A 21,371-nucleotide genomic window follows, 5' to 3' on the forward strand; every position below is an offset into this window, starting at 1 on the left:
CGCGTCCGGCCGAAACGCATCCCTGCCAACTGCCGAAGTCGGCACAGGCTCACCGGCTAGAGTCGTGTACTGCAACACCCCGTCCTCTCGCCAGGACGGGGTGTTGTCTGTTGTCCCGGCTGGACAAGGGCTGGGCATCATCGGTGCGCCTTCCCCGAAAGCAGACATCGCGCCCGGTCTCGTCCTAGGCTCGGATGATCCACGGTGACGCCCAGGGGGTGGCGAGGATGTTCGGACGAAGGAAGCACGCGCTGCTCGCGGCGTCTGCGCTGGTCCTGGTCACGGCCGGGCCGGCGGCGGCGGTCACCTTCTCACCGGGAGCCTCCGGATCGGGCGACCCGTTCTTCCCCCAGGCGGGCAACGGCGGGTACGACGTCTCCCACTACTCCCTGGGCCTCGGCTACGAACCCAGCACGAAGCAGCTCACGGGAACGGCGGTCATCACCGCGACCGCGACGCAGAACCTCTCGCGGTTCGACCTCGACCTGCGGGGCTTCACGATCTCCGGACTGCAGGTGAACGGCACTGCCGCGGCCTTCGAGCGTGCGGGTGAGCAGGAGCTCGTGGTCACCCCCAGGAACGGCCTTCGCGCCGGTGACCCGTTCACCGTGTCGGTCACCTATGCCGGCATACCTCAGGTGGTGACCGACCCCGACGGGTCGATCGAGGGGTGGGTCCCGACGGATGACGGCGCCTTCGTCGTCGGGGAGCCGCAGGGCTCGCCGGGCTGGTACCCGGTGAACGACAGCCCGCAGGACAAGGCGACCTTCGACTTCGCGGTCACCGTCCCCGAGGGCCTCACCGTGATGGCCAACGGCGTTCTCGTGTCGAGCACCACGACGGGAGGGCGCACGACCTGGGTCTGGCGGGAGAGCGACCCGATGGCTCCCTACCTCGCCACGGCAACCCTCGGCCGCTTCGACCTGACGGTCTCGCAGGTGGGCAGCATCCCCTCCTACGTCGCCATCGACCCGACGCTCCCCTCGGGGAACGTCTTCCGGAAGCTTCCGCAGATCGTGCAGTTCTACGAGTCGATCTACGGGCCCTACCCGTTCAACGCCGTCGGCTCGGTCGCGGACAACGCCCCCGAGGTCGGCTACTCGCTCGAGACGCAGACCAAGCCCGTCTACGACCGGATGCCCGACGAGGCGACGGTGGCCCACGAGCTCTCGCACATGTGGCTCGGGGACTCGGTCACCCTCCGGCAGTGGCCGGACATCTGGCTCCACGAGGGCTTCGCGACGTGGTCGGAGTGGATCTGGAGCGAGCACAACGGCCGGAAGAGCGCTCAGGGCTACTTCGACACCCTCTACAACACGCCCGCCTCGAAGACCTCGTTCTGGACACCCCCGCCCGGCGACCCCGGCGACCCGGCTCACCTCTTCGACGGGACGATCTACAACCGCGGCGCGATGACGGTGCAGGCGCTGCGGCAGAAGGTCGGTGACGACGCCTTCTTCCGGATCATGCGCACCTGGGTCACGGACAGCCGCTACGGCAACGTCACGACGGCCCAGTTCATCGCGCTCGCCGAGCAGACCTCCGGGATGAACCTCGACCACTTCTTCGACGTGTGGCTCTACCAGCCCCAGAAGCCCACGTCCTGGTGAGCCGCCGCCGGCGGGCACGCAGCAGCGACCGGGCGAGGATCAGGGTGATGACGGCGAGGGCGCTGGTGTCGACGGCCGGGATGTAGCGGACCTTGCCGTCGGCGATCGAGTAGACGCCGATGCCCCGGACCATCCCGCCGACACCCGCGCCGGTGCCCTGGTCGTCCGGGCCCGTGCCGCCTCCGCCACCACCGACGGCCATGGCCACCGGGATCACGACGATGCCGTGGTGCTCGACCGGCTCACCGAAGACGCGCCGGACGCTGAGCTGGTCACCGGCGCGGGCCAGCAGGCCCTCGGTCGTCGTCGTTGTCGTCCGTGTCGGGGTCGTCATCGCCTGCCTCCTGTCGTGTCATCCGGTTCCGCGCCGTCGCGCGGCTCGAGCACGACGACGGCCGTCTCGTGCGGGCGCCGGGAGGCGAAGTCCTCGAGGTCCTTGTCGATCTCGGCCCAGCGGGCCCAGAGCCGCTCGCGCTCCTCGCCCCGGGCGCGGCGTGCCCGGACCGGTCGCACCCCGTCACGGGTCCGGACGACGGCGTCCGGGTTCGCCTGCAGGTTCAGCCACCACGCGGGCTCGGCCGGACCCCATCCGTTCATCGCCATCGTGACGAGGTTGCGGCCGTCCTCGACGTAGCCGAGGACCACCCGTCGCGTCCTCCCACTGCGTCTGCCGGTCGTGGTGAGCCACAGCGCCCCCCAGCCGCCCGGTTTCGGTCGCCACAGACCGAGCCGGCCGCCGGTCGCGCGCAGCACCGCCCTGTGGCCGTGCCAGAACGCCACGATGAACCAGCGCGGCTGGAGCCGTGCCCGCCGACCACTCGCCACCGTTGCCTGAGCCTTGCGATCACTGGACATGACCACAGCGTGACCCTGCACCACCGACCCCGGTAGGGCCGGAAGTCCGCACCCGGGAACCGCCGTCGAGGCCTCGCTCGTCAGCGGCTGTCGGTCAGCCGGTCCTCGTCGGCCTGCAGCGCCACGGTCGTGCGCCCCGGCGCCCACTCGGCCTCACGCGAGCCCACGACGAGGTCGGCGCGCTCCCACGGGCGGTCGTCGGCCAGGAAGGGTTCCTCGGCCGACATCCACTCGTCCCAGAATCGCTCCGCCTCCTCGGGCGTGCGCCCGAGCTCGACGTCGCGGCGCAGTCCGCGCTCGCGCGCCTCGTCACGGTCGGCCTGCACCCAGGCGACCGCGTCGGCGTGGACAGCCAGCGACGCGCGGCCCGCGCCGACCCCCTCGAGGACGAGCACGCCTACGTCCGCGGGCGCCGTCACCGAGCCGTCGCGGCCTTTGGCGACCCATCCCGGCGGGCGGTAGTCGACGTCCTCACCGCGACGCCACGGCTCGATGACGTGGTCGATCGCCAAGTCGTCCCACGCGATCGCGTCGTGATGCCACGCGAGGTCGTCGCTGTGCACGATGACCCCACCGAGCAACGTGGCCGCGCGCTCGGCGAAGGTGGACTTGCCACTGCCGGAACGCCCGTCGACGAGCAGGACGCCGCGCCCCTCCGGGAGCAGGCGCGTCAGCAGCGCCACGAACTCTGCGTCGTCGACGGCACGCCACGGCCCCGCCTCGGTCTCCTCGGGGTGCAGTCGCATGCGGTCGAGTATGCCGTCCGGCCGGCTCACGCGGTCGGCTCCGGCTCGTGGGTGGTGACGATGTCGTTGGCGGCCGCCCAGGCGGTGATGTCGCGCTTCTCGATCGCCGTGGCCATGAGGTCGGGGAAGCGGTCCGGCGTGCACGCGAACGCCGGCACCCCCACAGCGGCCAGGGCTGCGGCGTGGCCGGCGTCGTAGCTCGGCCGCCCCGAGTCGCTGAGCGCGAGCAGCGCGACCATCGTCGCGCCCGATGCCACGATCGACGATGCCCGGCGCACCATCTCCTCGGCGATGCCGCCCTCGTAGAGGTCGCTGATGAGCACGAGGATCGTCTCGCCGGGCTGCTCGATGAGGCTCTCGCAGTAGACGAGTGCCTGGTTGATGTCGGTGCCTCCGCCGAGCTGCACTCCGAAGAGCACGTCGACGGGGTCGTCGAGCTCGTCGGTGAGGTCGACGACGGCGGTGTCGAAGACGACGAGCCGGGTCTCGACCGACCGCAGCGAGGCGAGCACGGCGCCGAACACGCTGGAGTAGACGACCGACTCGGCCATCGACCCGGACTGGTCGATGCAGAGGATGATCCGCCGCTCGACGCGGTGCGCGCGCCGGGCGTAGCCGACGAGCCGCTCGGGCACGACCGTGCCGTGCTCGGGCTGGTAGTGCTTGAGGTTGGCCGCGATGGTGCGGTTCCAGTCGATGTCGGAGGCCTTGGGGCGCCGGGTGCGGGCGGCCCGGTTGAGCGCGCCGGTCACCGCCTGGACCGTCTCGGCGCGCAGGCGCTCCTCGAGCTCGTCGGTGACGACGCGGACCACGGCGCGCGCCGTCGCCCGGGACCGCTCGGGGATGACGCGGTTGAGCCCGACGAGCGTCGCGACGAGGTTGACGTCGGGCTGCACCGCCTCCATCAGCTCGGGCTCGAGGAGCAGCTGGGTCAGGCCGAGGCGGTCCATCGCGTCGTGCTGCATGACCTGCACGACCGATGAGGGGAAGTAGCCCCGGATGTCGCCGAGCCAGCGGGCGACCCTGGGCGCGGACGCGCCGAGACCGCTGCGGCGCTCGCCGTCGTAGAGCTCGCGCAGCGCCTCGTCGCGCTTGAGGTCGTCGGCGTCGAGACTGGCCCCCTCGCCGATGCCGTCGGACTGCTCGCCGCCGAGGACGAGCCGCCACCGGGTCAGCCGGTCGCGCTCGGTCATGACGCCACCTCCAGGCCCAGCAGCCGGGCGACGGCCACGATCGCCGGGGCGGCACGGTCGAGGTCGAGCGAGTCCGTCGACACTGCTGGCGTACGCGTGCCGCTGGCGATGTCGCGCAGGTGCGTCCCGATGAGGCGGCGTTCGGCGGGCTGGTAGCGCGAGAAGGTGCGCCGCACGAGGGGCAGGAGGTCCTCGAACGCCTCCTCGCTCGCGCCGACGAGCCACTCGTCGATGATCGAGAGCAGGTCGTCGCCGTGGATGAGGAGCAGCGCCTCACCGGTGAGGAAGCCGTCGAGCCAGGCCGCCGCGGCGGGCGCGGGCGTGCCGGGGGAGAGGCGGCGGCTCAGGCGCGCGGCCGCCTCCTCGTGGCCGAGCTGGCCTCCGTCGAGCAGGAGCCGGTTGACCCGTCCGGCCACGGCGCCGTGGATGGCCTCGTCGCGGCCGACCGTCGCCAGTGCCTCGGTCCACGGCTCGCGCAGGTCGTTGCGGTCGACGAGGGCGACGCCGCGGTGCGCTGCCTCGACGGCGGTGCGCATCGCTGCCGCGCTGTCGTCGTCGAGGCTCGAGCACGCCGCGCGCAGCCCCACCGATGACCGGACGACGACGGTCTGGAGCACGTGCGTCACGTCGGCGACGTCGACTCCGCGCACGTCGCCGTAGCGGCAGGTGCGGGCGAGCGGCTCGACCGTCTCGAGCAGGGCGCGCGTGTCGTGCTGCCGCGCAGTGCGCTCGGCGAGGGCGGCGACGACGGCGCGCAGCCCCTCGGGCAGGTCCGCCAGCAGGCACTCCTCGATGAGCCGCCCGAGCACGCCGAGGTCTGCCGCGTCGCGCGCCTCCTCGGCGATGCGGGACTCGGCAGCGCTTCGGACCGTCGTGCCGTAGAGGCTGGCCTCGATGACGGCGACAGCCAGCTCCGGCGTCCACTCGAGCTCCCACGCCTCCTTGAAGGTGCCCGTCGTGCGACCCGCGTCGACCTGCGCGCCCCACGGCACGTCGAGCACCGACAGCCGGTGCAGCAGCACCGACCGGGCGAGCTGGAACTCGCGGCGCAGGTCGAGCTGGACCACGGTCGAGGTGGCAGACGCCTTGAGCCGCAACGACTTCTGCTGCCTCGCGAGGTCGCCGGCGAGCGGGACCATCGGGGTCGACTCGGGCACCCGACCGAGCTCCTCGCCGATGACGAGGGTGCGGTCGACGAGCCGGAGCGGCAGGTCGGCGCCGTCGGTGAGCACGGCGCGAGCGGCATCGGTGAGCTCGGCCAGCCCGACGGACGGGCGTCCACGGACCGCTGCCAGCGCGTCGGCGAGCCGGGTCGCCTCGACGACGGATGCCGTCGACGCGTCGAGGTTCTCACCGCGCAGGGTGCGGGCGACCCGGACGAACCACGACGGCACGACCACGTCGTCGGGGGTGACGAAGAGGTGGTGGTACCACCCGGGCGAGCGGACCCCGGCGCCGTAGCCACTGGCATACGACAGGCGTTCGGAGCTCCAGGGCGCCCACGTCGCGGCGACCTTGATCCTCGGCAGCTTGCTCGTCAGCGCGTTGTCGCGACTCACCGGTGGGAACGACGCGGGGTCGAGCGCCGGCGCGTGGTAGGCCCCGCAGACGACGGCGATGCGCTCGCGGCCGGCGCGCATCTCGGCGCGGATCACCCTGCGCATGAACGCTTCCCGTCGAGCGTCGTCGTCGACCTCGAGGCTGCCGCGGACGCCCTCCATCGCCTCGCGCAGGTGCGCGAAGTGTGCGAGCGACGAGGTGCGGCGGTGCTCGACGGCGTCCTCCCACCAGCGCTCCGGGTCGTCGTAGCCTGCCGCTGACGCGAGGGCCGTGATCGGGTCGACCCGCCTGCCGGGGCGCCGTGGCACGTCCCCCTCATTCTCCGTGTCACTGTCGGCGAGGTGGTGCGTCGCGGGCAGGTCGGCGAAGCGGACGTCGACCCCGTGGTCGAGCGCCCAGCGCAGTGCCACCCACTCGGGGGAGAAGACGGCGAAGGGGTAGAACGCTGCCCTGCGCGGCTCGTCGACGGCATAGACGAGCCCGGCCACCGGCGGCACGAGGTCGGGGTCGGCGGCCAGCGGGACCAGCGCGTCGAGCTCGGGCGGTCCCTCGATGACGACGACGTCGGGCTGGAGCTCGTCCAGGGCGCGCGCGACCGACCGCGCGGAGCCCGGCCCGTGGTGCCGGACGCCGAGCACCTCGACACGCGCCTCGACCTGCGTCATGTCAGCCGAGCTCGCGGCAGGCGCGGTAGAGGTCGGTCCACTCCCTGCGGTCCTTGACGACGGTCTCGAGGTACTCCTGCCAGACGATCCGGTCCTGGACCGGGTCCTTGACGACTGCGCCGACCAAGCCCGCCGCGACGTCGTCGGCCCGGACCACGCCGTCGCCGAAGTGCGCGGCCAGCGACAGGCCGTTGGTCATGACCGAGATCGCCTCGGCCGTCGACAGCGTCGCGGACGGGGACTTCACCGTCGTCCGCTGGTCGGCCGTGACGCCCGAGCGCAGCTCGCGGAAGATCGTGACGACGCGCTCGATCTGGGCGAGCGACTCGAGGCCGGGCGGCAGCTCGAGCGACCGGCCGAGGGAGTCGACGCGGGTGCGCACGATCTCGACCTCCTGCGCCAGCGTGTCGGGCAGGGGAAGCACGAGTGTGTTGAAGCGCCGCTTGAGCGCCGACGACAGGTCGTTGACGCCCTTGTCGCGGTTGTTGGCGGTCGCGATGACGTTGAAGCCCTGCTGCGCCTGCACCTCCGAGTCGAGCTCGGGGATCGGCAGGTGCTTCTCCGACAGGATCGTGATGAGGGCGTCCTGCACGTCCGCCGGGATGCGGGTCAGCTCCTCGATGCGCACGAGCGTGCCGGTCTCCATGGCGCGCATGACCGGGCTCGGCACGAGGGCGCCGCGGGTCGGACCCTCGGCGAGCAGCCGGGCGTAGTTCCAGCCGTAGCGCAGCGACTCCTCAGGGGTGCCCGCCGTGCCCTGGACGACGAGGGTCGACGAGCCGCTGATTGCAGCTGCGAGGTGCTCGCTGACCCACGTCTTCGCTGTTCCGGGCACGCCGAGGAGCAGCAGGGCCCGGTCGGTGGCGAGCGAGGCCACGGCGACCTCCATGAGCCGGCGCGACCCGAGGTACTTCGACGTGATCTCGGTGCCGTCGTCGAGCGTGCCGCCGAGGAGGTAGGTCGTGACGGCCCACGGCGACAGCTTCCACCGGGGTGGGCGCGGCCGGTCGTCGGAGGCCGCCAGGGCAGCCAGCTCGGCGGCATACGCGTCCTCGGCGTGGGCCCGCAGAACCGTGGTGGTGGAGAGTGACTCGCTCATCTGAAGGCCTCGGTGATCGATCGCTTGAAGGAGTGGAACTGGAGCAGGTTGCGCAGGTTGGTCGTGAGGGTCTGGTCGGCGCCGGTCGACTCGAGCCAGCGCTCGACCGGGTCGAGCGCGGCGGGGTGCAGCCCGGCGACGAGGTAGGGCATCGTCGCGACGACGATCGCGGATCCGAGCTGTGCGGCCCGGAGACGGGACACCAGCGCGACGCTGAAGTCCGGCGACCACGGGGCTTCGACGGCCGCGATGACCGCCGCGGCGTGGTGCGGCTTGCTGCTCGTCGCGTCGACGCGCACCAGCACGGCCCGCTCGCGGCGCTCGCGGGGTAGGAGGGGCACGAGCGCCGGGTCCCAGCCCCGCTCGAGCAGCACCGTCGCCCAACCGGGTTCGCGTCGGGCGAGAACGGCACGGCGTATGCCGGCCAGGGCGTCCGTCGCCTGCGCGTCGGTGAGGCGCTTGACCGCCGCAGACGGGTCGGCACCCGTCAGCTCGGCCCAGACCTCGAGCGGGGCGCCGGCGCAGATCTGCTCGAGCCACCACCCGCGGGCCGAGCGCCGCGGAGGCGTCTTGCCGAGCCCGTCGCGCACCCCGGCCGGGTCCGGCTCGTCGGGTAGCAGGACCTCGAGGCCCCGGCCGAGCAGGCCGGTGCGCCGGACGAGGGGACGAAGCCGGTCGGCCATCCGTGCTGCGCGGGCCGAGCCCGGCAGCGCCTCGAGCAGCTCGGCCGCGACCTCACGCACGGTGCCGGCGCGGTCGTCGAGCGCCGTCTCGAGGAGAGGCTCGTCGTCGGTGCCGAGCCCGATGCGCAGTGCCTCGAGGTGCGCCCGCCGGTCGCGAGCCGAGTCGGTGGCCCACGTCGAGCCGACCAGCTCGCGGGCGGCGGCCGGATCGTGGGCGCGCAGGCCGGCGAGCACGGCGACGCGGTCGGTCGACGGGAGACGAGCCCACGCGTCCGCATCCGGCGCACCGTCGGTGCGCGACGCGCTGCGCGCCTCTGCCCCGGCCGCGGCGTCCTCGACCCACGACCACTCCTCGCGCAGCCGCGCGAGCCACCGGCCGCGCTCGTCGAGCACGGCCGCCGTGGGGCGGCGCAGCTCCCGCGACCCGGTGGCCAGACCGAGCAGGGTCGGCAGCAGGGCATGCGGCACGCGGCAGCCGGCGTCGTCAGCGGCGCGCAGCCAGTGCAGCAGCAGACCGGTGCGCTGCGCGGCGCCCGCGGGCGGCTGCGTCATGACGAGCTCGAGCAGCTGCACGGCCCGCCGCGGGGCGGCCGGGCGGTGGTCGTCGGGAGCCGCGTTGGGCGGCTCCGAGTGCTCCAGCCGCCGGCCGGCGCGCAGGGCGGCTCCGCCGAGGGCCGCGGCGTCGAGCAGCGCCTCCTCGCGCCGCCCCTCGACCGCACGGGGGTGCACGCCGGCCGGTCCGAGGTCGGGCAGCGGCGGGACGGGGCGTCGCGCCGTGCCCAGGAGGGCGACATTGCCGACGTCGCGCCACCACGTGTCGAGGTCGCTCACAGTCCCACGACCTCCCCGCCGACCACGACGGTCAGCGGCCGCAGCCGTGACTCCTCGAGCTCGCCGAAGACCTGTGCCGGACGACCCCCGGTCAGCGCGAGCAGCGACCAGACGTCGGCGTCGTCGGTGAGCGGCACGCTCGCACCCTCGGCGTCGACGACACGGTCGACGCCGACGCGCACATCAGCCAGGACCACGGGCACCCTTCGCGCCCAAGGGTTCTGGCCCCAAGCCGCGGCCGCCGCCGACCGCGCGTGCTCGAGGGACGCGCCGGACGGCATACGCACGCTCTCGTCGGAGAACGCGGGCTCGTCGACGAAGAGGGCGCGACGCACGGCGGCGCCGGGATAGCGCGACCGTCGCGTCGAGGCTCGAGCCGACGACGCGCGCGACGGGAAGCACCTGCCCACCCGCTGCGAAGTCGAGCACCTGCACCGTCTCGCCGGTCGCGTCGCCGCGCAGCCAGGTTCGCTGCTGCTGCAGGCGGCCGTCGTCGCTGCGGTGCGCGCCGAGGACGAGCCACCGGTCGGTCACGGCGTCGGCCCGGCGCACCGACTCGGTGCTCGTCGACCAGCCGAGGTAGGCGCGCAGGTCTCCCATCTGCGCCTCACCGAGCGACTCACGAGCGGCCCAGGCCCGCGTCGCCGTCCACCAGCGACCGAGGGCGACGAGGAGGCGCTCGGCCCAGTCGGGCCTGCCGCTCACCACACCGCCGACGGAGCGCACGTCGTCGGCGAGGCCGGGCAGCTGTGCGTCGACGAGCCGGGCTGCCGTGCCGTCCCACCACGCGTAGGACTGGTGCCGCGCGGCCGCCGTGCCGCTGCGGGCGAGGTCGGTGAGCCAGCGGGCGAAGTCGTCCATGCCGCCGTCCATGAGGGCGAGCCGCTCCTCGAGCCGTTTGGCTGCCGCTGCGGGGTCGGGCGTCCGGCTGGGGCCGGCTGCGTCGCCGGCCGCCTTCGCCTCGGCGCGCGCCGACCGCTCGGCAGCCCACTCCTGCGCGAAACCGGCCACCTCTTCGGCATCCGCGACCGAGCCCGACCCGTCGACCCAGAGGAGCAGCAGCGCGAGGCCGTGCTTGCACGGGAACTTGCGGCTCGGGCACGAGCAGCGGAACGCGGGCCCGACGAGGTCGATGCTCACCTGGTACGGCGTCTTGCCCGACCCCTGGCACTTGCCCCACAGCAGGGTCTCGGTGGACCCCGTGTCGGACCACGGCCCCGGGCGCGCGAGCTTGCGGGCAGCGGCCAGCGACGAGGCGTCGGGGGCCAGGCCGGCCACCTGCTGGGCAGTCCATCGCGTCATGACTCGGACATCATGACCGACACCTCCCACAACCGCTGGAGGTTGGCGCCCGCAGTCGCTCGACGCGCCGATATGTCCGTTTCGTGCCAGCATGGCCGAGCCGGAGCCGACCGGCCCCGTGCAGTCATCGATCGCTCCCGGCTCGGGGGGAGAGCGGTCACTCGCAGGAGGACTCACCCAATGCGAAAGATCCGAACCCTCGTCGCGGTCGCCGCCGCGACCGTCGCCCTCGCGACGGCCCTCCCAGCAGCAGCCCACGAGCCGTGGGACGACGGGAGCATCCCGCCGCCGCCACCGGCCAGCGCGGCTGACGGCTACAGCAGGGACATGCACCTGCTGAGCACCGCTGCCCACACCGGCGGGGTCAACTCCGACCTCGCCTTCAAGGGCACCCTCGCCTTCGCCGGCCACTACGGCGGCTTCCGCGTCATCGACCTCGCCGAGCCCGGCGCACCGGTCGAGCTGGCCGACGTCCACTGCAACGGACCGCAGGGCGACGTCACCGTCCACGGCGACCTGCTCTTCCTGTCCGTCGACACCCCGCAGAGCACCGTGGGCTGTGAAGGCTCGACGAACGTCACGGCCAAGACGCCTGGCGCGTTCGAGGGCATCCGCGTCTTCGACATCAGCGACCCCGCCGCACCGAGGTTCATCAAGGGGGTGCGCACCGACTGCGGCTCGCACACCAACACCCTGGTCCCCGGCGAGGGTGACAAGGCCTACGTCTACGTCGCGTCCTACCCGCTGTCGGCGAGCAACATCGGTCCTGACTGCCAGCCGCCGTTCGAGCACATCTCGGTCATCGAGGTCGACGGCGACGACGCGGCGGCAGGGGCCGGCGCGCGCGTCGTCAGCGAGCCGACCATCAAGGGCGTCGACCTCTTCGGCGCCGCCCAAGGCGTCACACCGTTCTTCGCCTGCCACGACATCACCGTTCTCGCGCCGAAGAAGCTCGCGGCGGCGGCCTGCCTCTCGCAGGGCCAGCTCTGGGACATCTCCGACCCGCTGCACCCGGTCGTCACCGCGAACATCGACACGCCTGACGTCGACATCTGGCACTCGGCCGCGTTCACGCCCGACGGCCGTTACGTCACGTTCGGGGACGAGTACTTCGGCCCGGCCAAGGAGCCCTTCGGCGCCCTGTGGACCTACTCGGTCGCCGACCCGTCGAAGGCCTTGAGCCACTTGCGGATTCCGCGTGCCGAGCCGAACACGTACCACAACTTCAACTACGTGCCGCTGGCTGATCGTTACGTCCTCGTCTCGTCGGCCTACGGCTCGGGCACCTCCGTGGTCGACCTGACGAACCCGGCGAAGCCCCAGGAGATCGGCTACTACGACATGCGCTCCAACCAGTGGTCGACCTACTGGTACAACGGCCTCATCGTCGCCAACGACATCTCCCGGGGCGTCGACACGCTCCGGTTCAGCAACAAGGCCGTGGCGGGTGCGAAGCAGCTGCCGTGGCTCAACCCGCAGACCCAGGACTACCTGCTCGACTGACCGGCAGGCGTTCCTGTCGGGTGGACAGGGAGCGGGGTCCTCTCCGGACGGAGGGGGCCCCGCTCCGTGCGCGAGGGCGTATGCCGTGTCCCTCGGTCCGCGGTGCCTCCCGTCCGTGGGGCCGCTGAGGCCCGATCAGCCGTCGCTGAGGGCAGCCCGCGCGCGGTCGTCGTCGCCCTCGCGGGCCAGGCGCTCCAGGTGCCCGACGACGCAGCTGCGCTCGAACCGGCGATGGCCGCCGGGAGTCCGGGTGGACGGCAGCAGACCGATGCGGGCCCAACGAGTGATGGTGGCCGGAGACACCCGGAAGATCTCGGCGACCTCGTGCGGCGCCATCAGCTCCGTGTCGCGACCAGTGATGGACGAATGCGTCTCTGCCATCGTGCTCTCCCCCGAGAATCCGCGCCCCCGTGACGCTGCTCCACCAGTCTGACCCAACTTCCCCCTCCGCAGGCCCGGGAGATGCCGCCGATTTCTGCGCACCTTCCGGAGAGTGGCGACCCGGGTGATGATGACCCGGTGACCGATCTCGCCGCAGCCCATGTCCTCGTCCTCGGCGCGACAGGTGGGCTCGGCGGAGCGATCGCCAGGCGGCTCGTGGCGTCGGGCGCGCGGGTCAGCCTCTCCGGCCGGGACGAGACGCGCCTGCAGGCGCTCGCCGACGAGCTCGGCGCCGCCGTGGTCACCACGGCGGTGGCCGACCTGACGAGGCCCGACGGGCCTGCCTCGGTCGTGCGGGTCGCCGCCGACGCCGCACCGCTGACCGGCGTCGTCAACGCTGCCGGCGTCGTCGCGTTCGGGGCCGTCGAGGACCTCGACGACGACACCCTCGACGAGGTGCTGCTGCTCGACCTCGTCGCACCGATCCGCCTGGCCCGGGCCGCGCTCGGCGTCATCCCCGAGGGCGGTTTCCTCGCGCAGGTCAGTGCCGTCGTCGCCGAGAAGGCGATGCCCGGCATGGCAGCCTACAGCGCCGCCAAGGCCGGGCTCACGGCGTTCGACGCAGCGCTCGCGACGGAGCTGCGCCGGCGCCGCATCCGCGTCCTCGACGTCCGCCCTCCGCACACCGAGACGGGCCTCGCGACCCGGCCGGTCGCCGGTGAGGCGCCGCGGCTGCCGCAGGGGCGCGACCCCGAGTCGGTGGCCGAGCGCGTCGTGCGCGCCCTCGCCGACGACGAGCGCGACCTGCCGTCGGCGGCGTTCACAGCCTGACGCCGGACGCCCTGAGCAGGTAGGCGAGGTCCGGCGCGAGCTGTCGCGCGTACTGCACCGACGTGTGGAGGTAGTCGCCCTTGAGGACCGTCCCCGTCGTCGTCGTGAAGATCGGGCAGCGGCCGTCGACGCAGTACCAGTGCGTCGTGTCGACGAAGACGGCGTGCTGCACCTTCTTCTCGACGTCGCGCGTCCGCTCCCACCACGCCGGTATGCCGGTGACGCACCTCCTCGGCGAGCCGCCCGGTCGGTAGCAGTCGAGGAACGCGACCCCCGGCATCGACGGCGCGACGATGACGACGGTGCCGACGTTCCCACGCACCGAGTCGACGAACGCCTGGTCGGCGGCGAGCCACTCCTTCGCCGAGGCCGCGCCCTTCGCCTTCGACGTGAGACGCACCGCCCACGAGTACGTCTCGGTCATGATGAGGACCTTCGGCTTCACCCGCCGCACGTAGTCGAGCACCATCTTCCGGTGGTCGACGCAGGGGAGCGCCCACTCGTCCTTGCCGTAGTTCGCGTCGACCCCGTTGACGGCGCAAGCGATCTTCGTCATCCCGCGCACCTTGTAGGTCTTGCCGTAGGCCTTCTCGACCGTCGCGAGGAGCGGGAAGCCGATGGAGTCGCCGTAGACGATGATCTCGGGGCCCTTGCGGTTGCCGAAGGTGCACGACTCGGGGTCCGCGGCGTCGGTCGCCGTGCACGCACTCATCTCGGCCCGCTGGTCGGCGGTCGTCTGCCACTGGTCCGGTGACGGGTTGAGGTCGGCCGGCCACGACCCTGACCCGAGAGCGCCGCGGAGTCCGTCCTGGATCCGGGTTCCCGTGACGCCCAGGGGAACCGGTGCCCAGCCGGTGGCTGTCGGTGTCGCGGTGGGGGAGGGGCGCGTGGTCGGGGACTGCGCCGTCGTGGCGGGGGTGGGAGCGGCCGAGGTGTCGGGCGACTCGGGCCCCTCGCCCAGCGGGGGTGGCACGGCGCCGTCGGGCTCCGCCGCCGCCACGACCGTGCCACCCGAGAGGAGGTCGGGCCGGGCCGACGCGGTCCCAGCGACCCCGACGACGAGCAGCACGAGCCCCATGGCCGCAGCGAGCATCCCGCGCCGTCGGACCCCTGGCGCATCGAGGACCGGACGCTCGACGAGGTGGTGCGAGATGACCGCCAGTGCGAGCGTCCCGGCGAGGACGGCCGCTGCACTGACCGCGCCGGTGACGGCCAGCACGACGGGTGCGAGCACGACGAGCGGGAAGTGCCAGAGGTAGAGGCCGTAGGAGATGTCGCCGAGGTAGCCGCTGACCGGGTTCGTCAGCAGGACCGCTCCGGGTGCGGGAGCGCCGATGCCGGCGACGAGGACGAGCGCCGTCCCGACCGCCGCCCCGAGCGCCGCGGGCCAGGGGCTGCCGGTCTCCGGAGTGACGAGGACGTATGCCGTCACGAGCGTCGCGAGCCCCGCCCACGACAGTGCCGCGCGGGCAGCGGGAGCCAGCCTGACCGCTCCGGCGGGCTGCGCGGCGAGGGCGGAGCCGAGCGCGAGCTCCCACACGCGGGTCGGGGTCGAGTAGTAGGCGCTCGTCGGGTCGCTCCCGGACTGCACGACCGCCCACGCGACCGACGCACCGCCTGCGACGACGGCGAGAGCGGCGATGGCGGCCCGGTGCCGGTGCACCCCGCCCGCGACGGCGACCACGAGCACGACGAGCAGCGGCCACACGGCATAGAACTGCTCCTCGACCCCGAGCGACCAGTAGTGCAGGAGCGGCGACGGCGCGGACCCCGTGTCGAAGTAGGTGTCGGCGCGCGCGGCGTAGTGCCAGTTCGCGGCGAAGAGCGTGGCCCAGAGCGCGTCCCCCCGGATGGAGGCGACCTTGGCCCCGGCCCATGCCCACGGAGCGATGGCGACGACGGCAACGATGACGAGCAGGGCGAGCGGGAGGATGCGCCGCGCCCGCCGGAGCCAGAAGGCGCGCAACGAGATCCGCCCGGTGCGGTCCCGCTCGCGCACGAGGACGCCGGTGATGACGAAGCCGGACACGACGAAGAAGGCGTCGACCCCGAGGTAGCCGCCGCCCGGCCAGCCGAAGAGGTGGAAGCCGATGACGGCGAGCACCGCCAGGGCCCGGAGGCCCTGGATGTCCGCCCTACGTGGTCCCCCCACCGGACCGTCGCTCATGCGGGACAGCATGCACCGCGTCGGCGGTCGGGGTGGGCGTAACGCCGGCACGTGCGCGCGACGTCCCGGGGAGCACGGCGAGGGCGAGGCCCACCGCGACGACACCGAGCGCCACGACCGCACCGACGACGGCGGGCCAGCCCGGGCCGGACCATGCGTAGCCGAGCAGCCAGCCGATGAGCGCGGAGCCGCTGTAGTAGCAGACGTTGTAGAGCGCGGTCGCCTGCGCGCGACCGGTCGTGGCGCGCGCACCGACCCAGGCCGACGCCGTCGCGTGTGCGGCGAAGAAGCCGGCCGTCAGCACGAGGAGTCCGACGACGACCACGGGCAGGGCGCTGGAGAGGGTGAGCAGCGCGCCGGCGGCCATCGTCACCGTCCCGGCGACGAGCACGCGGCGCCGCCCGAGACGAGGCACCCACCGGCCGGTCAGGCGCGAGCTGACGGTGCCCGCGGCATACGCGGCGAAGATCAGCGACCCGACGGTCGCCGGCAGCCCGAACTCCGGCCCCTCGAGCCGGAAGGCGAGGTAGTTGTAGACCGCCACGAAGCCACCCATGAGCAGGGCGCCCTGCGCGTAGAGCGCGAGCAGCGCCGGGTCGCGCAGGCTCGTGCGGACGCCGTCGACGACGGTCCGGGCCGTGGCGGCGCCGGTCGGTCGGTAGCCCTGCGGCCGCGGCATGAGGCGCAGGAAGACGACGGACGCGACCGCGCACACGGCGGCCACCGTGAGCAGTGCGGGGCGCCAGCCGACGAGCCCCGCGAGCGGACCCGCGATGAGCCTCCCGGCCGCGCCGCCGATGGTCGTGCCGGAGATGTAGGCGGCCGCCGCGGCAGCCGTGTGCCGGGCGTGCACCTCGTCGTGGAGGTAGGTCACGGCCAGGGCGGGCAGGCCGCCGAGGGCCATGCCCTCGACGAGGCGCAGCGCGAGCAGCGTCTCGATCCCGGGGGCGAGGGCGACGAGGACACCGAGCACGGTCGAGGCGATGATCGCGACCTGCATGGCCCGCAGCCGGCCGACGCGGTCGGCGACCCACGACCACGGCAGCACGGCGAGCGCGACGCCGAGGGTCGCGAGCGAGACGGACAGGGCGGCATCGGCCGGGCTCACCTCGAGCCCGCGGGCGAGGGTCGGGAGCAGACCCTGCGGCGAGTAGAGCTGGGCGAAGGTCGCGACGCCGGCGGCCCCGAGCCCGACGAGGATGCGGCGGTACTCGCGGCTCGAGGGAAGGTGTCCGGCCCAGGTCATGCGCTCGACGCTAGGTCGCTGGGACGCAGAGCACCAATGCATGTCAGGGGAGTGACTCATACGATCGGGACATGAGATCTGCGGAGTTCCGGGCCGTCGTGCGGCTGCTGCCCGTCTTCGTCGTCGTCGCCGAGGTCGGCCAGGTGACGACGGCCGCCGCCGTGCTCGGCATGCCGCAGCCGACCGTCAGCCGGGCGTTGGCCCGGCTCGGCGACCTCCTCGGCACGCCGGTCGTCGAGCGGGAGGGACGGGGCATCGCGCTGACTGCGGCCGGCCGCGCCCTGCTGCCCTTCGCGCAGGAGGGTGTCGGGGCTCTCGAGCGCGGGGTGGACGTCGTGACCCGCTCGAGCGTGGTCGGCCACGGCACCGTCGGTCTGTCGTTCCAGACCCTCCTCGGCGAGGCCGTCGTCCCGGCGCTGATCCGGCGCTTCCGCGACCGTTTTCCCGGCGTGCGGTTCGAGCTCGCCCAGGGCTCGCGGCAGAAGGCCCTCGACGACTTCGAGGCCGGCCGGTGCACGGTCGCGCTCGTCGCCTCCCCACCGGAGCTGCCCGGTGCCTCGACGACCGTGCTCTACGACGAGCCTCTCGTCGTCGCCGTCCACCGCTCCCACCCGGCCGCAGGCGCCGGCTCCGTGTCCGTCGAGCGGCTCGCGGCCGTCGCGCGCGACGAGCTCATCGTGCTCAAGACGGGCTTCGGCCTGCGCGGCCGCGTCGAGGAGATCTACGCCGACGCCGGGGTGCCGCTGCGCGTCGGCTTCGAGGCCGAGGACGTCCACACCGCAAGGGGGCTCGTCGGTGCCGGCCTCGGCGTGGCGATCCTTCCGGCGTTCGCGCCCGAGGGCGACGTCGTGCCGGTCCGGCTCGACCACCCGCAGGCGCTGCGCACGATCGGCGCGATCGTGCGCCACCCCGCCCACGACCCGACGGTCGCGGCCTTCGAGGAGTTCGTGACCCGGTCGGGGCGGTCGGTCGCGCTGGCGGCGCTCAGCCGGCCATCGTGATGACGAGGGCGATGAGGCCGCCGACGAGCAACGCGGCGCCGGCGATGCACGCGATGACGAGGCCGATCCGCGAGTCGCGGCGCTTGCTCCCGGTGCCCTCCATGAGTCCCGAACCGACGGGCTCGGCCTGCTCGGCCTGCTCGGCCTGCTGGCCCTGCTCGGCCTGCCCGGTCTGTTGGATGGGGTCCTGAGGTCCGGACGGTCCTGCGGTCATGGGGGCTCCATCGGTCGGTCCTGCGGATCACGGTGCCGGGGCACGGCAAACGAGCCTATCGCCGTGGGAGTCACGGCCCGGGCGTGGGCGCGCCGCCGGCGAGGTCCGGGTGGCCGGCCGACCTCAGACCGCGGTGGTGTCGGTGACGTCCGGAACGGACCTGCCGTAGGCCTCGTGGAGTGCGCGAGCCGCCCACACCGGGTCGCCGTCGAGGCGCGTCGCGCCGCACAGGGCGGCCACCTCGTCCGTGGCTCCACGGGCCGCGAGGTGCACCGTCGTCGACCCCGACAGCCGACGCAGCGCAGGGGCGTGCGCCGCGAAGGCCGTGGCCCGGTGCGCGGCGACGACGACGGCCGATGGCGCGAGGGCCCGACAGGTGTGCGCGAGCTCGGCGGTCGGGGTGTTCGCGCCGAGGTAGCAGGCGCGCCAGCCGAGGCGCGACAGCACGATGGCTGTTGCCATGAGCCCGAACTCGTGGTGCTCGCCGGGCATGCACGCGAGCACGGCGAGGGGACCGTCGGGGCGCTCTCCGTCGCCCATGAGCAGCGAGAGCCGCGAGCGCAGGACGTTGCTCGCGAAGTGCTCCTGGGCCACGCCGATGGACCCTGCGGACCACCGTTCGCCGACGTCGTGGAGGTAGGGCAGCACGACGAGCGAGAGCGCGTCCTCGACGCCGAGCTTCTCGAAGACCTGGCTGAGGACGCGGTGGCCACCGGTCTCGTCGAAGGCCTCGAGCGTCTCCTCGAGGGCGTCGCGCCAGTCGCCGGGCGCCGTGCGGTGCGGCAGGGTCATGGGCAGGCTCCTCACGACGGGAACACGGACCGCGAGGGTCCCGGGTCAGAACTGACGCGTCGTACCCGTTTGTGGCCGGGAAGCCCACCGTCGTGACCCAATCGTGCCCTTCCGGGGCAAAGTCACTTGGCGAGGCCGCGCCGGGCGAACAGGATGAGGTATGCCGTCCGCCGCGCTCCCGCGCACCGCCGTCCTCCTCGAGGTGGCGTGCGACGAGTCCGGCTCGGAGGGCGAGAAGCTCGTCCGGGGCAGCACCGACACGTTCGCCCACGCGAGCGTCGACGTCACGACGGCGGTGGCGCTGGAGACGATCGAGCGCGTGCGCATCGAGGCGCGGTCGCCCGCGACGGAGGTCAAGGCGAGCGTCGTCCTGCGGTCGCAGAACCGGCGGCTGCTCGAATGGCTCCTCGGTGACCAGGGCCCGCTCTTCGGCCACGCCCACGTGCACCTCACCGACAAGGCACTGCACCTGACGGGCCGCATGGCGGTGCTCCTCGCCGGTCACCCGCCGGGACCCGACGCCGCACGCACTGCCGAGACGTTGCACCGGACGGCGTTGCGCTGCCTGGGCCGGCAGGGGTGGGAGGCGGTGCTGGGCGACTTCAACGACGTCGTGCGCGCCCGCTCGCTCGACGAGGCGGCCGCCAGTGCCCAGACGCTGCGTCGCGGCCTGGACGACCTCGCCGGACTGGCTCCGGACCTCGCCGACGACCTGGCCGCGGGGGTGCCGGACGACCCGGAGGGACTGCTCGCCCTCGTCGCGCGTGGGCAGGGCGCCCTCGACCCGATCGTGCCGGCGCTCGCCGAGGTGCTGCGGCACTGGGGAGCGGCAGGTCGTCCGCTCTGGGTGGTCCACGACGTGCAGGCGACGTTGACCGACGCGGCCATCCGCACCGCAGTCGGGTCGAGCGCCGACGGGTCCTCGGAAGCGCTCCAGGGCATCAGCTTCGTCGACTCGCAGGACGACCCGCGGGTGCAGCTGGCCGACTTGCTCGCCGGTGCCTCGCGCCGGATCGCCTCGCACGTCCTTGCGGGACAAGCCGACCCGGGTCTGGTGGACCTGATCTCGCCCTACGTCAGCACCCGCTCGACGTGGCTCAACAGCTGGCCCTAGAGCCCGCAACGGTCGGCGTGGGCGGCGACGTGTGTGGCCGGGATCGCGACGCAGGTATGCCGCCGGGCCGGCCCCGACGGCATACGTGCTCTGGCGTTCCCGCAGGGACGGGTCAGCGGAAGAGGTCGAGCTTCCCGTGCTTCTCGGCCAGCAGGTAGTAGACGGTGACGCGGTTCTTCGTGCGGTCGCCCTTGAGCGTCTGGCCGACCTCCGCCAGCGAGGCGTCGAGCTCCGCGTCGGAGTCCGTGAGACCGAGCTTCTTCTTCATGAATCCGTCACGCACGCGGTCGGTCTCGCTCTTGTCGCTGAACGACACGAGCGACGAGTCACGCTTCTGGAGTGCGATGCCGCAGTGCCTGACGATGCCCTTGATCGCGGCGTCGTCGGCGTCGGGCGAGTACTTCTTGACGTCTGCTGCCCAGTCTTCTGCCATGTGCCGTGCCCCTCTTCGTTGATTGGCTGGAACAGGAGCGACGCTAAACCCGTCAGGGGCCCATGAGAAGAGCCTCGGGATGAGGGTTCACCCCGAGGCTTCTGTGCGGCCGCTGTCAGGCGGTGAGGCTGGCCCAGGTGCGGGCGCCGACGACCTCGTCGGCGGTGAGGCCGCGGGACTGCTGGAAGGCCTGGGTCTTCGTCGCCGTCATCGCGCCGAAGACCCCGTCCGCGGTGAGGGAGTAGCCGTGGTGGGTCAACAGCTTCTGGGCCGCGACGACCGCCTGGCCCGTCGAACCGCGCTTGACGCTCACGACGAGCGCCGACCACGTCCGGGGTCCGACGACACCGTCGGCGGCCAGGCCCCTGGCGCGCTGGAAGGTGATGACCCGGCTCTGGGTCGTCGGGCCGAACGAGCCGTCGACCGCGAGGCTGTAGCCGCGCTGGCGCAGCAGGTGCTGGATCGCCGTGACCCGGAAGCCGCTCGCGCCGCGCTTGACCGTCGTCCATGCGATCGGGGCCGGCGCCGGGGTACCGCCGCCACCTCCGATGCGCTTGGCCAGGGCCGCGAGCCGCGGGTCGCCCGGGCGCACGTTGATCTCGAAGTGCATCTCGTCCTTGCGGCCCGAGTAGTCGCCGCCCCAACGCACGACCCCGTTGCAGGAGTTGAGGATCGAGCGGATGTGCGAGCGCTGCGTGGCGCTGAAGGTACCCGACCTGCCGAGCGGGTGGCGAGGGGCGTTGAGGTCGATGGCGGTGCCGCTCGAGTGGTTCGACAGCGACGTGCTGCCGGAGATGACGCGGTAGCTGTGCCCCCAGCACCAGCCCTTGATGAGTGCCTCGACCTCGCGGTCGAAGCGGCGCGCGACGTAGCCGAGGACGACGTGGACATCGCCGCGACGCACGCCGGCCGGGAAGGTCGCCGCGCCGACCGACAAGGTGCTGAGCGGGACGACGGACGAGGAGCCGGCGGACCAGCCGTTCTGCGAGGTCGCGGCCTGGGCGGCGGTTGCGGTGGCGGAGAGGAGGCCGCCGCCGAGGAGGAGGCCGCCGGCGCCGCGGATCAGTGTGCGGCGGCCGACGGCGGGACTGGTGGTTTCGTGGAGCTCACACATGACGACCCCTGGGCGTGTGTCGGTGACGAGG

At 73.1% G+C, this 21,371-nt stretch carries 21 protein-coding genes; 5 read left to right on the forward strand and 16 right to left on the reverse strand.

What is annotated here, in order from left to right; translation table 11 throughout:
- Nucleotides 1–194: 194 nt before the first annotated feature.
- Nucleotides 195–1,610, forward strand: a complete 1,416-nt coding sequence (locus tag ABD831_RS10360) for a M1 family metallopeptidase (protein WP_344945472.1) — start codon at nucleotides 195–197, stop codon at nucleotides 1,608–1,610.
- Here the strand turns inward: ABD831_RS10360 and ABD831_RS10365 are convergent.
- The 9 genes from ABD831_RS10365 to ABD831_RS10405 all read right to left on the reverse strand — a co-directional run bounded on the left by ABD831_RS10365 (nucleotide 1,519) and on the right by ABD831_RS10405 (nucleotide 10,544).
- Complete coding sequence (locus tag ABD831_RS10365; protein WP_344945475.1) at nucleotides 1,519–1,944, reverse strand: hypothetical protein; 426 nt, start codon at nucleotides 1,942–1,944, stop codon at nucleotides 1,519–1,521. The genes ABD831_RS10360 and ABD831_RS10365 overlap by 92 nt on opposite strands.
- On the reverse strand, nucleotides 1,941–2,465 hold the full coding sequence (locus tag ABD831_RS10370) for a nitroreductase/quinone reductase family protein (protein WP_344945478.1): 525 nt from the start codon (nucleotides 2,463–2,465) through the stop codon (nucleotides 1,941–1,943). Before ABD831_RS10370 ends, ABD831_RS10365 begins: the two co-directional genes overlap by 4 nt.
- 80 nt (nucleotides 2,466–2,545) lie before the next feature.
- Nucleotides 2,546–3,211 carry a uridine kinase family protein gene (locus ABD831_RS10375; RefSeq protein ID WP_344945481.1) on the reverse strand — a complete coding sequence of 222 codons (666 nt, stop codon included), beginning with the start codon at nucleotides 3,209–3,211 and terminating at the stop codon, nucleotides 2,546–2,548.
- Nucleotides 3,212–3,237: 26 nt separating this feature from the next.
- Nucleotides 3,238–4,404, reverse strand: coding sequence for a VWA domain-containing protein (locus ABD831_RS10380; protein ID WP_344945484.1), 1,167 nt, complete (start codon nucleotides 4,402–4,404; stop codon nucleotides 3,238–3,240).
- Nucleotides 4,401–6,629 (reverse strand): DUF5682 family protein, encoded by a 2,229-nt coding sequence (locus ABD831_RS10385; protein WP_344945487.1) that lies wholly within the window; start codon nucleotides 6,627–6,629, stop codon nucleotides 4,401–4,403. Before ABD831_RS10385 ends, ABD831_RS10380 begins: the two co-directional genes overlap by 4 nt.
- 1 nt (nucleotide 6,630) lies before the next feature.
- Nucleotides 6,631–7,728: an ATP-binding protein gene (locus ABD831_RS10390; RefSeq protein WP_344945490.1), complete on the reverse strand. Its 1,098-nt coding sequence runs from the start codon at nucleotides 7,726–7,728 to the stop codon at nucleotides 6,631–6,633.
- On the reverse strand, nucleotides 7,725–9,242 hold the full coding sequence (locus tag ABD831_RS10395; protein WP_344945493.1) for a DUF5691 domain-containing protein: 1,518 nt from the start codon (nucleotides 9,240–9,242) through the stop codon (nucleotides 7,725–7,727). Before ABD831_RS10395 ends, ABD831_RS10390 begins: the two co-directional genes overlap by 4 nt.
- Entirely contained in the window at nucleotides 9,239–9,439 is a 201-nt protein-coding gene (locus ABD831_RS10400) for a hypothetical protein (protein WP_344945496.1), read from the reverse strand. The genes ABD831_RS10395 and ABD831_RS10400 overlap by 4 nt, the downstream gene beginning before the upstream one ends.
- Complete coding sequence (locus tag ABD831_RS10405) at nucleotides 9,426–10,544, reverse strand: SWIM zinc finger family protein (RefSeq protein ID WP_344945499.1); 1,119 nt, start codon at nucleotides 10,542–10,544, stop codon at nucleotides 9,426–9,428. Before ABD831_RS10405 ends, ABD831_RS10400 begins: the two co-directional genes overlap by 14 nt.
- A gap of 180 nt (nucleotides 10,545–10,724) precedes the next feature.
- Between ABD831_RS10405 and ABD831_RS10410 the strand changes: the two genes are divergently transcribed.
- Entirely contained in the window at nucleotides 10,725–12,047 is a 1,323-nt protein-coding gene (locus ABD831_RS10410) for an LVIVD repeat-containing protein (protein WP_344945502.1), read from the forward strand.
- A gap of 135 nt (nucleotides 12,048–12,182) precedes the next feature.
- Here ABD831_RS10410 and ABD831_RS10415 read toward each other — a convergent pair whose 3' ends face one another.
- Nucleotides 12,183–12,428: a MerR family DNA-binding transcriptional regulator gene (locus tag ABD831_RS10415; RefSeq protein WP_344945505.1), complete on the reverse strand. Its 246-nt coding sequence runs from the start codon at nucleotides 12,426–12,428 to the stop codon at nucleotides 12,183–12,185.
- A 138-nt stretch (nucleotides 12,429–12,566) separates the two neighbouring features.
- Here ABD831_RS10415 and ABD831_RS10420 point away from each other — a divergent pair, with 138 nt between their 5' ends.
- The gene (locus ABD831_RS10420) at nucleotides 12,567–13,259 is read left to right on the forward strand and encodes an SDR family NAD(P)-dependent oxidoreductase (protein WP_344945508.1); all 693 of its coding nucleotides are present in this window, start codon (nucleotides 12,567–12,569) and stop codon (nucleotides 13,257–13,259) included.
- Here ABD831_RS10420 and ABD831_RS10425 read toward each other — a convergent pair.
- Both ABD831_RS10425 and ABD831_RS10430 read right to left on the reverse strand, forming a co-directional pair.
- On the reverse strand, nucleotides 13,249–15,426 hold the full coding sequence (locus tag ABD831_RS10425; RefSeq protein WP_344945511.1) for an acyltransferase family protein: 2,178 nt from the start codon (nucleotides 15,424–15,426) through the stop codon (nucleotides 13,249–13,251). The genes ABD831_RS10420 and ABD831_RS10425 overlap by 11 nt on opposite strands.
- Nucleotides 15,395–16,672, reverse strand: coding sequence for an MFS transporter (locus ABD831_RS10430; protein ID WP_344945514.1), 1,278 nt, complete (start codon nucleotides 16,670–16,672; stop codon nucleotides 15,395–15,397). The genes ABD831_RS10425 and ABD831_RS10430 overlap by 32 nt, the downstream gene beginning before the upstream one ends.
- Before the next feature lie 71 nt (nucleotides 16,673–16,743).
- On the opposite strand from ABD831_RS10430, the gene ABD831_RS10435 reads away from it, so the two are divergent.
- Complete coding sequence (locus ABD831_RS10435) at nucleotides 16,744–17,673, forward strand: LysR family transcriptional regulator (RefSeq protein WP_344945517.1); 930 nt, start codon at nucleotides 16,744–16,746, stop codon at nucleotides 17,671–17,673.
- On the opposite strand, the gene ABD831_RS10440 is transcribed toward ABD831_RS10435, so the two are convergent.
- Nucleotides 17,657–17,887 (reverse strand): hypothetical protein, encoded by a 231-nt coding sequence (locus ABD831_RS10440; RefSeq protein ID WP_344945520.1) that lies wholly within the window; start codon nucleotides 17,885–17,887, stop codon nucleotides 17,657–17,659. The genes ABD831_RS10435 and ABD831_RS10440 overlap by 17 nt on opposite strands.
- Before the next feature lie 123 nt (nucleotides 17,888–18,010).
- Nucleotides 18,011–18,679 (reverse strand): cobalamin B12-binding domain-containing protein, encoded by a 669-nt coding sequence (locus tag ABD831_RS10445; RefSeq protein WP_344945523.1) that lies wholly within the window; start codon nucleotides 18,677–18,679, stop codon nucleotides 18,011–18,013.
- A 160-nt stretch (nucleotides 18,680–18,839) separates the two neighbouring features.
- Between ABD831_RS10445 and ABD831_RS10450 the strand changes: the two genes are divergently transcribed.
- Entirely contained in the window at nucleotides 18,840–19,793 is a 954-nt protein-coding gene (locus ABD831_RS10450) for a hypothetical protein (RefSeq protein WP_344945526.1), read from the forward strand.
- A gap of 112 nt (nucleotides 19,794–19,905) precedes the next feature.
- Here ABD831_RS10450 and ABD831_RS10455 read toward each other — a convergent pair whose 3' ends face one another.
- Together ABD831_RS10455 and ABD831_RS10460 are read right to left on the reverse strand one after the other, a co-directional pair.
- Complete coding sequence (locus ABD831_RS10455) at nucleotides 19,906–20,226, reverse strand: DUF2853 family protein (protein WP_344945528.1); 321 nt, start codon at nucleotides 20,224–20,226, stop codon at nucleotides 19,906–19,908.
- A gap of 115 nt (nucleotides 20,227–20,341) precedes the next feature.
- Entirely contained in the window at nucleotides 20,342–21,340 is a 999-nt protein-coding gene (locus ABD831_RS10460; protein ID WP_344945531.1) for a peptidoglycan-binding protein, read from the reverse strand.
- Nucleotides 21,341–21,371 lie beyond the last annotated feature (31 nt).

This window comes from Terrabacter ginsenosidimutans (genome assembly GCF_039539425.1).
GTDB lineage: Bacteria > Actinomycetota > Actinomycetes > Actinomycetales > Dermatophilaceae > Terrabacter > Terrabacter ginsenosidimutans.

Bases quoted from the DNA above. Each gene is read 5' to 3' on its own strand.
- ABD831_RS10385 (WP_344945487.1), bottom strand. From the start codon at position 6,629: ATGACGCAGGTCGAGGCGCGTGTCGAGGTGCTCGGCGTCCGGCACCAC.
- ABD831_RS10380 (WP_344945484.1), bottom strand. From the start codon at position 4,404: ATGACCGAGCGCGACCGGCTGACCCGGTGGCGGCTCGTCCTCGGCGGC.
- ABD831_RS10365 (WP_344945475.1), bottom strand. From the start codon at position 1,944: ATGACGACCCCGACACGGACGACAACGACGACGACCGAGGGCCTGCTG.
- ABD831_RS10415 (WP_344945505.1), bottom strand. From the start codon at position 12,428: ATGGCAGAGACGCATTCGTCCATCACTGGTCGCGACACGGAGCTGATG.
- ABD831_RS10450 (WP_344945526.1), top strand. From the start codon at position 18,840: ATGCCGTCCGCCGCGCTCCCGCGCACCGCCGTCCTCCTCGAGGTGGCG.
- ABD831_RS10430 (WP_344945514.1), bottom strand. From the start codon at position 16,672: ATGACCTGGGCCGGACACCTTCCCTCGAGCCGCGAGTACCGCCGCATC.
- ABD831_RS10410 (WP_344945502.1), top strand. From the start codon at position 10,725: ATGCGAAAGATCCGAACCCTCGTCGCGGTCGCCGCCGCGACCGTCGCC.
- ABD831_RS10460 (WP_344945531.1), bottom strand. From the start codon at position 21,340: ATGTGTGAGCTCCACGAAACCACCAGTCCCGCCGTCGGCCGCCGCACA.
- ABD831_RS10435 (WP_344945517.1), top strand. From the start codon at position 16,744: ATGAGATCTGCGGAGTTCCGGGCCGTCGTGCGGCTGCTGCCCGTCTTC.
- ABD831_RS10370 (WP_344945478.1), bottom strand. From the start codon at position 2,465: ATGTCCAGTGATCGCAAGGCTCAGGCAACGGTGGCGAGTGGTCGGCGG.
- ABD831_RS10455 (WP_344945528.1), bottom strand. From the start codon at position 20,226: ATGGCAGAAGACTGGGCAGCAGACGTCAAGAAGTACTCGCCCGACGCC.
- ABD831_RS10425 (WP_344945511.1), bottom strand. From the start codon at position 15,426: ATGAGCGACGGTCCGGTGGGGGGACCACGTAGGGCGGACATCCAGGGC.
- ABD831_RS10445 (WP_344945523.1), bottom strand. From the start codon at position 18,679: ATGACCCTGCCGCACCGCACGGCGCCCGGCGACTGGCGCGACGCCCTC.
- ABD831_RS10390 (WP_344945490.1), bottom strand. From the start codon at position 7,728: ATGAGCGAGTCACTCTCCACCACCACGGTTCTGCGGGCCCACGCCGAG.
- ABD831_RS10375 (WP_344945481.1), bottom strand. From the start codon at position 3,211: ATGCGACTGCACCCCGAGGAGACCGAGGCGGGGCCGTGGCGTGCCGTC.
- ABD831_RS10440 (WP_344945520.1), bottom strand. From the start codon at position 17,887: ATGACCGCAGGACCGTCCGGACCTCAGGACCCCATCCAACAGACCGGG.
- ABD831_RS10360 (WP_344945472.1), top strand. From the start codon at position 195: ATGATCCACGGTGACGCCCAGGGGGTGGCGAGGATGTTCGGACGAAGG.
- ABD831_RS10405 (WP_344945499.1), bottom strand. From the start codon at position 10,544: ATGACGCGATGGACTGCCCAGCAGGTGGCCGGCCTGGCCCCCGACGCC.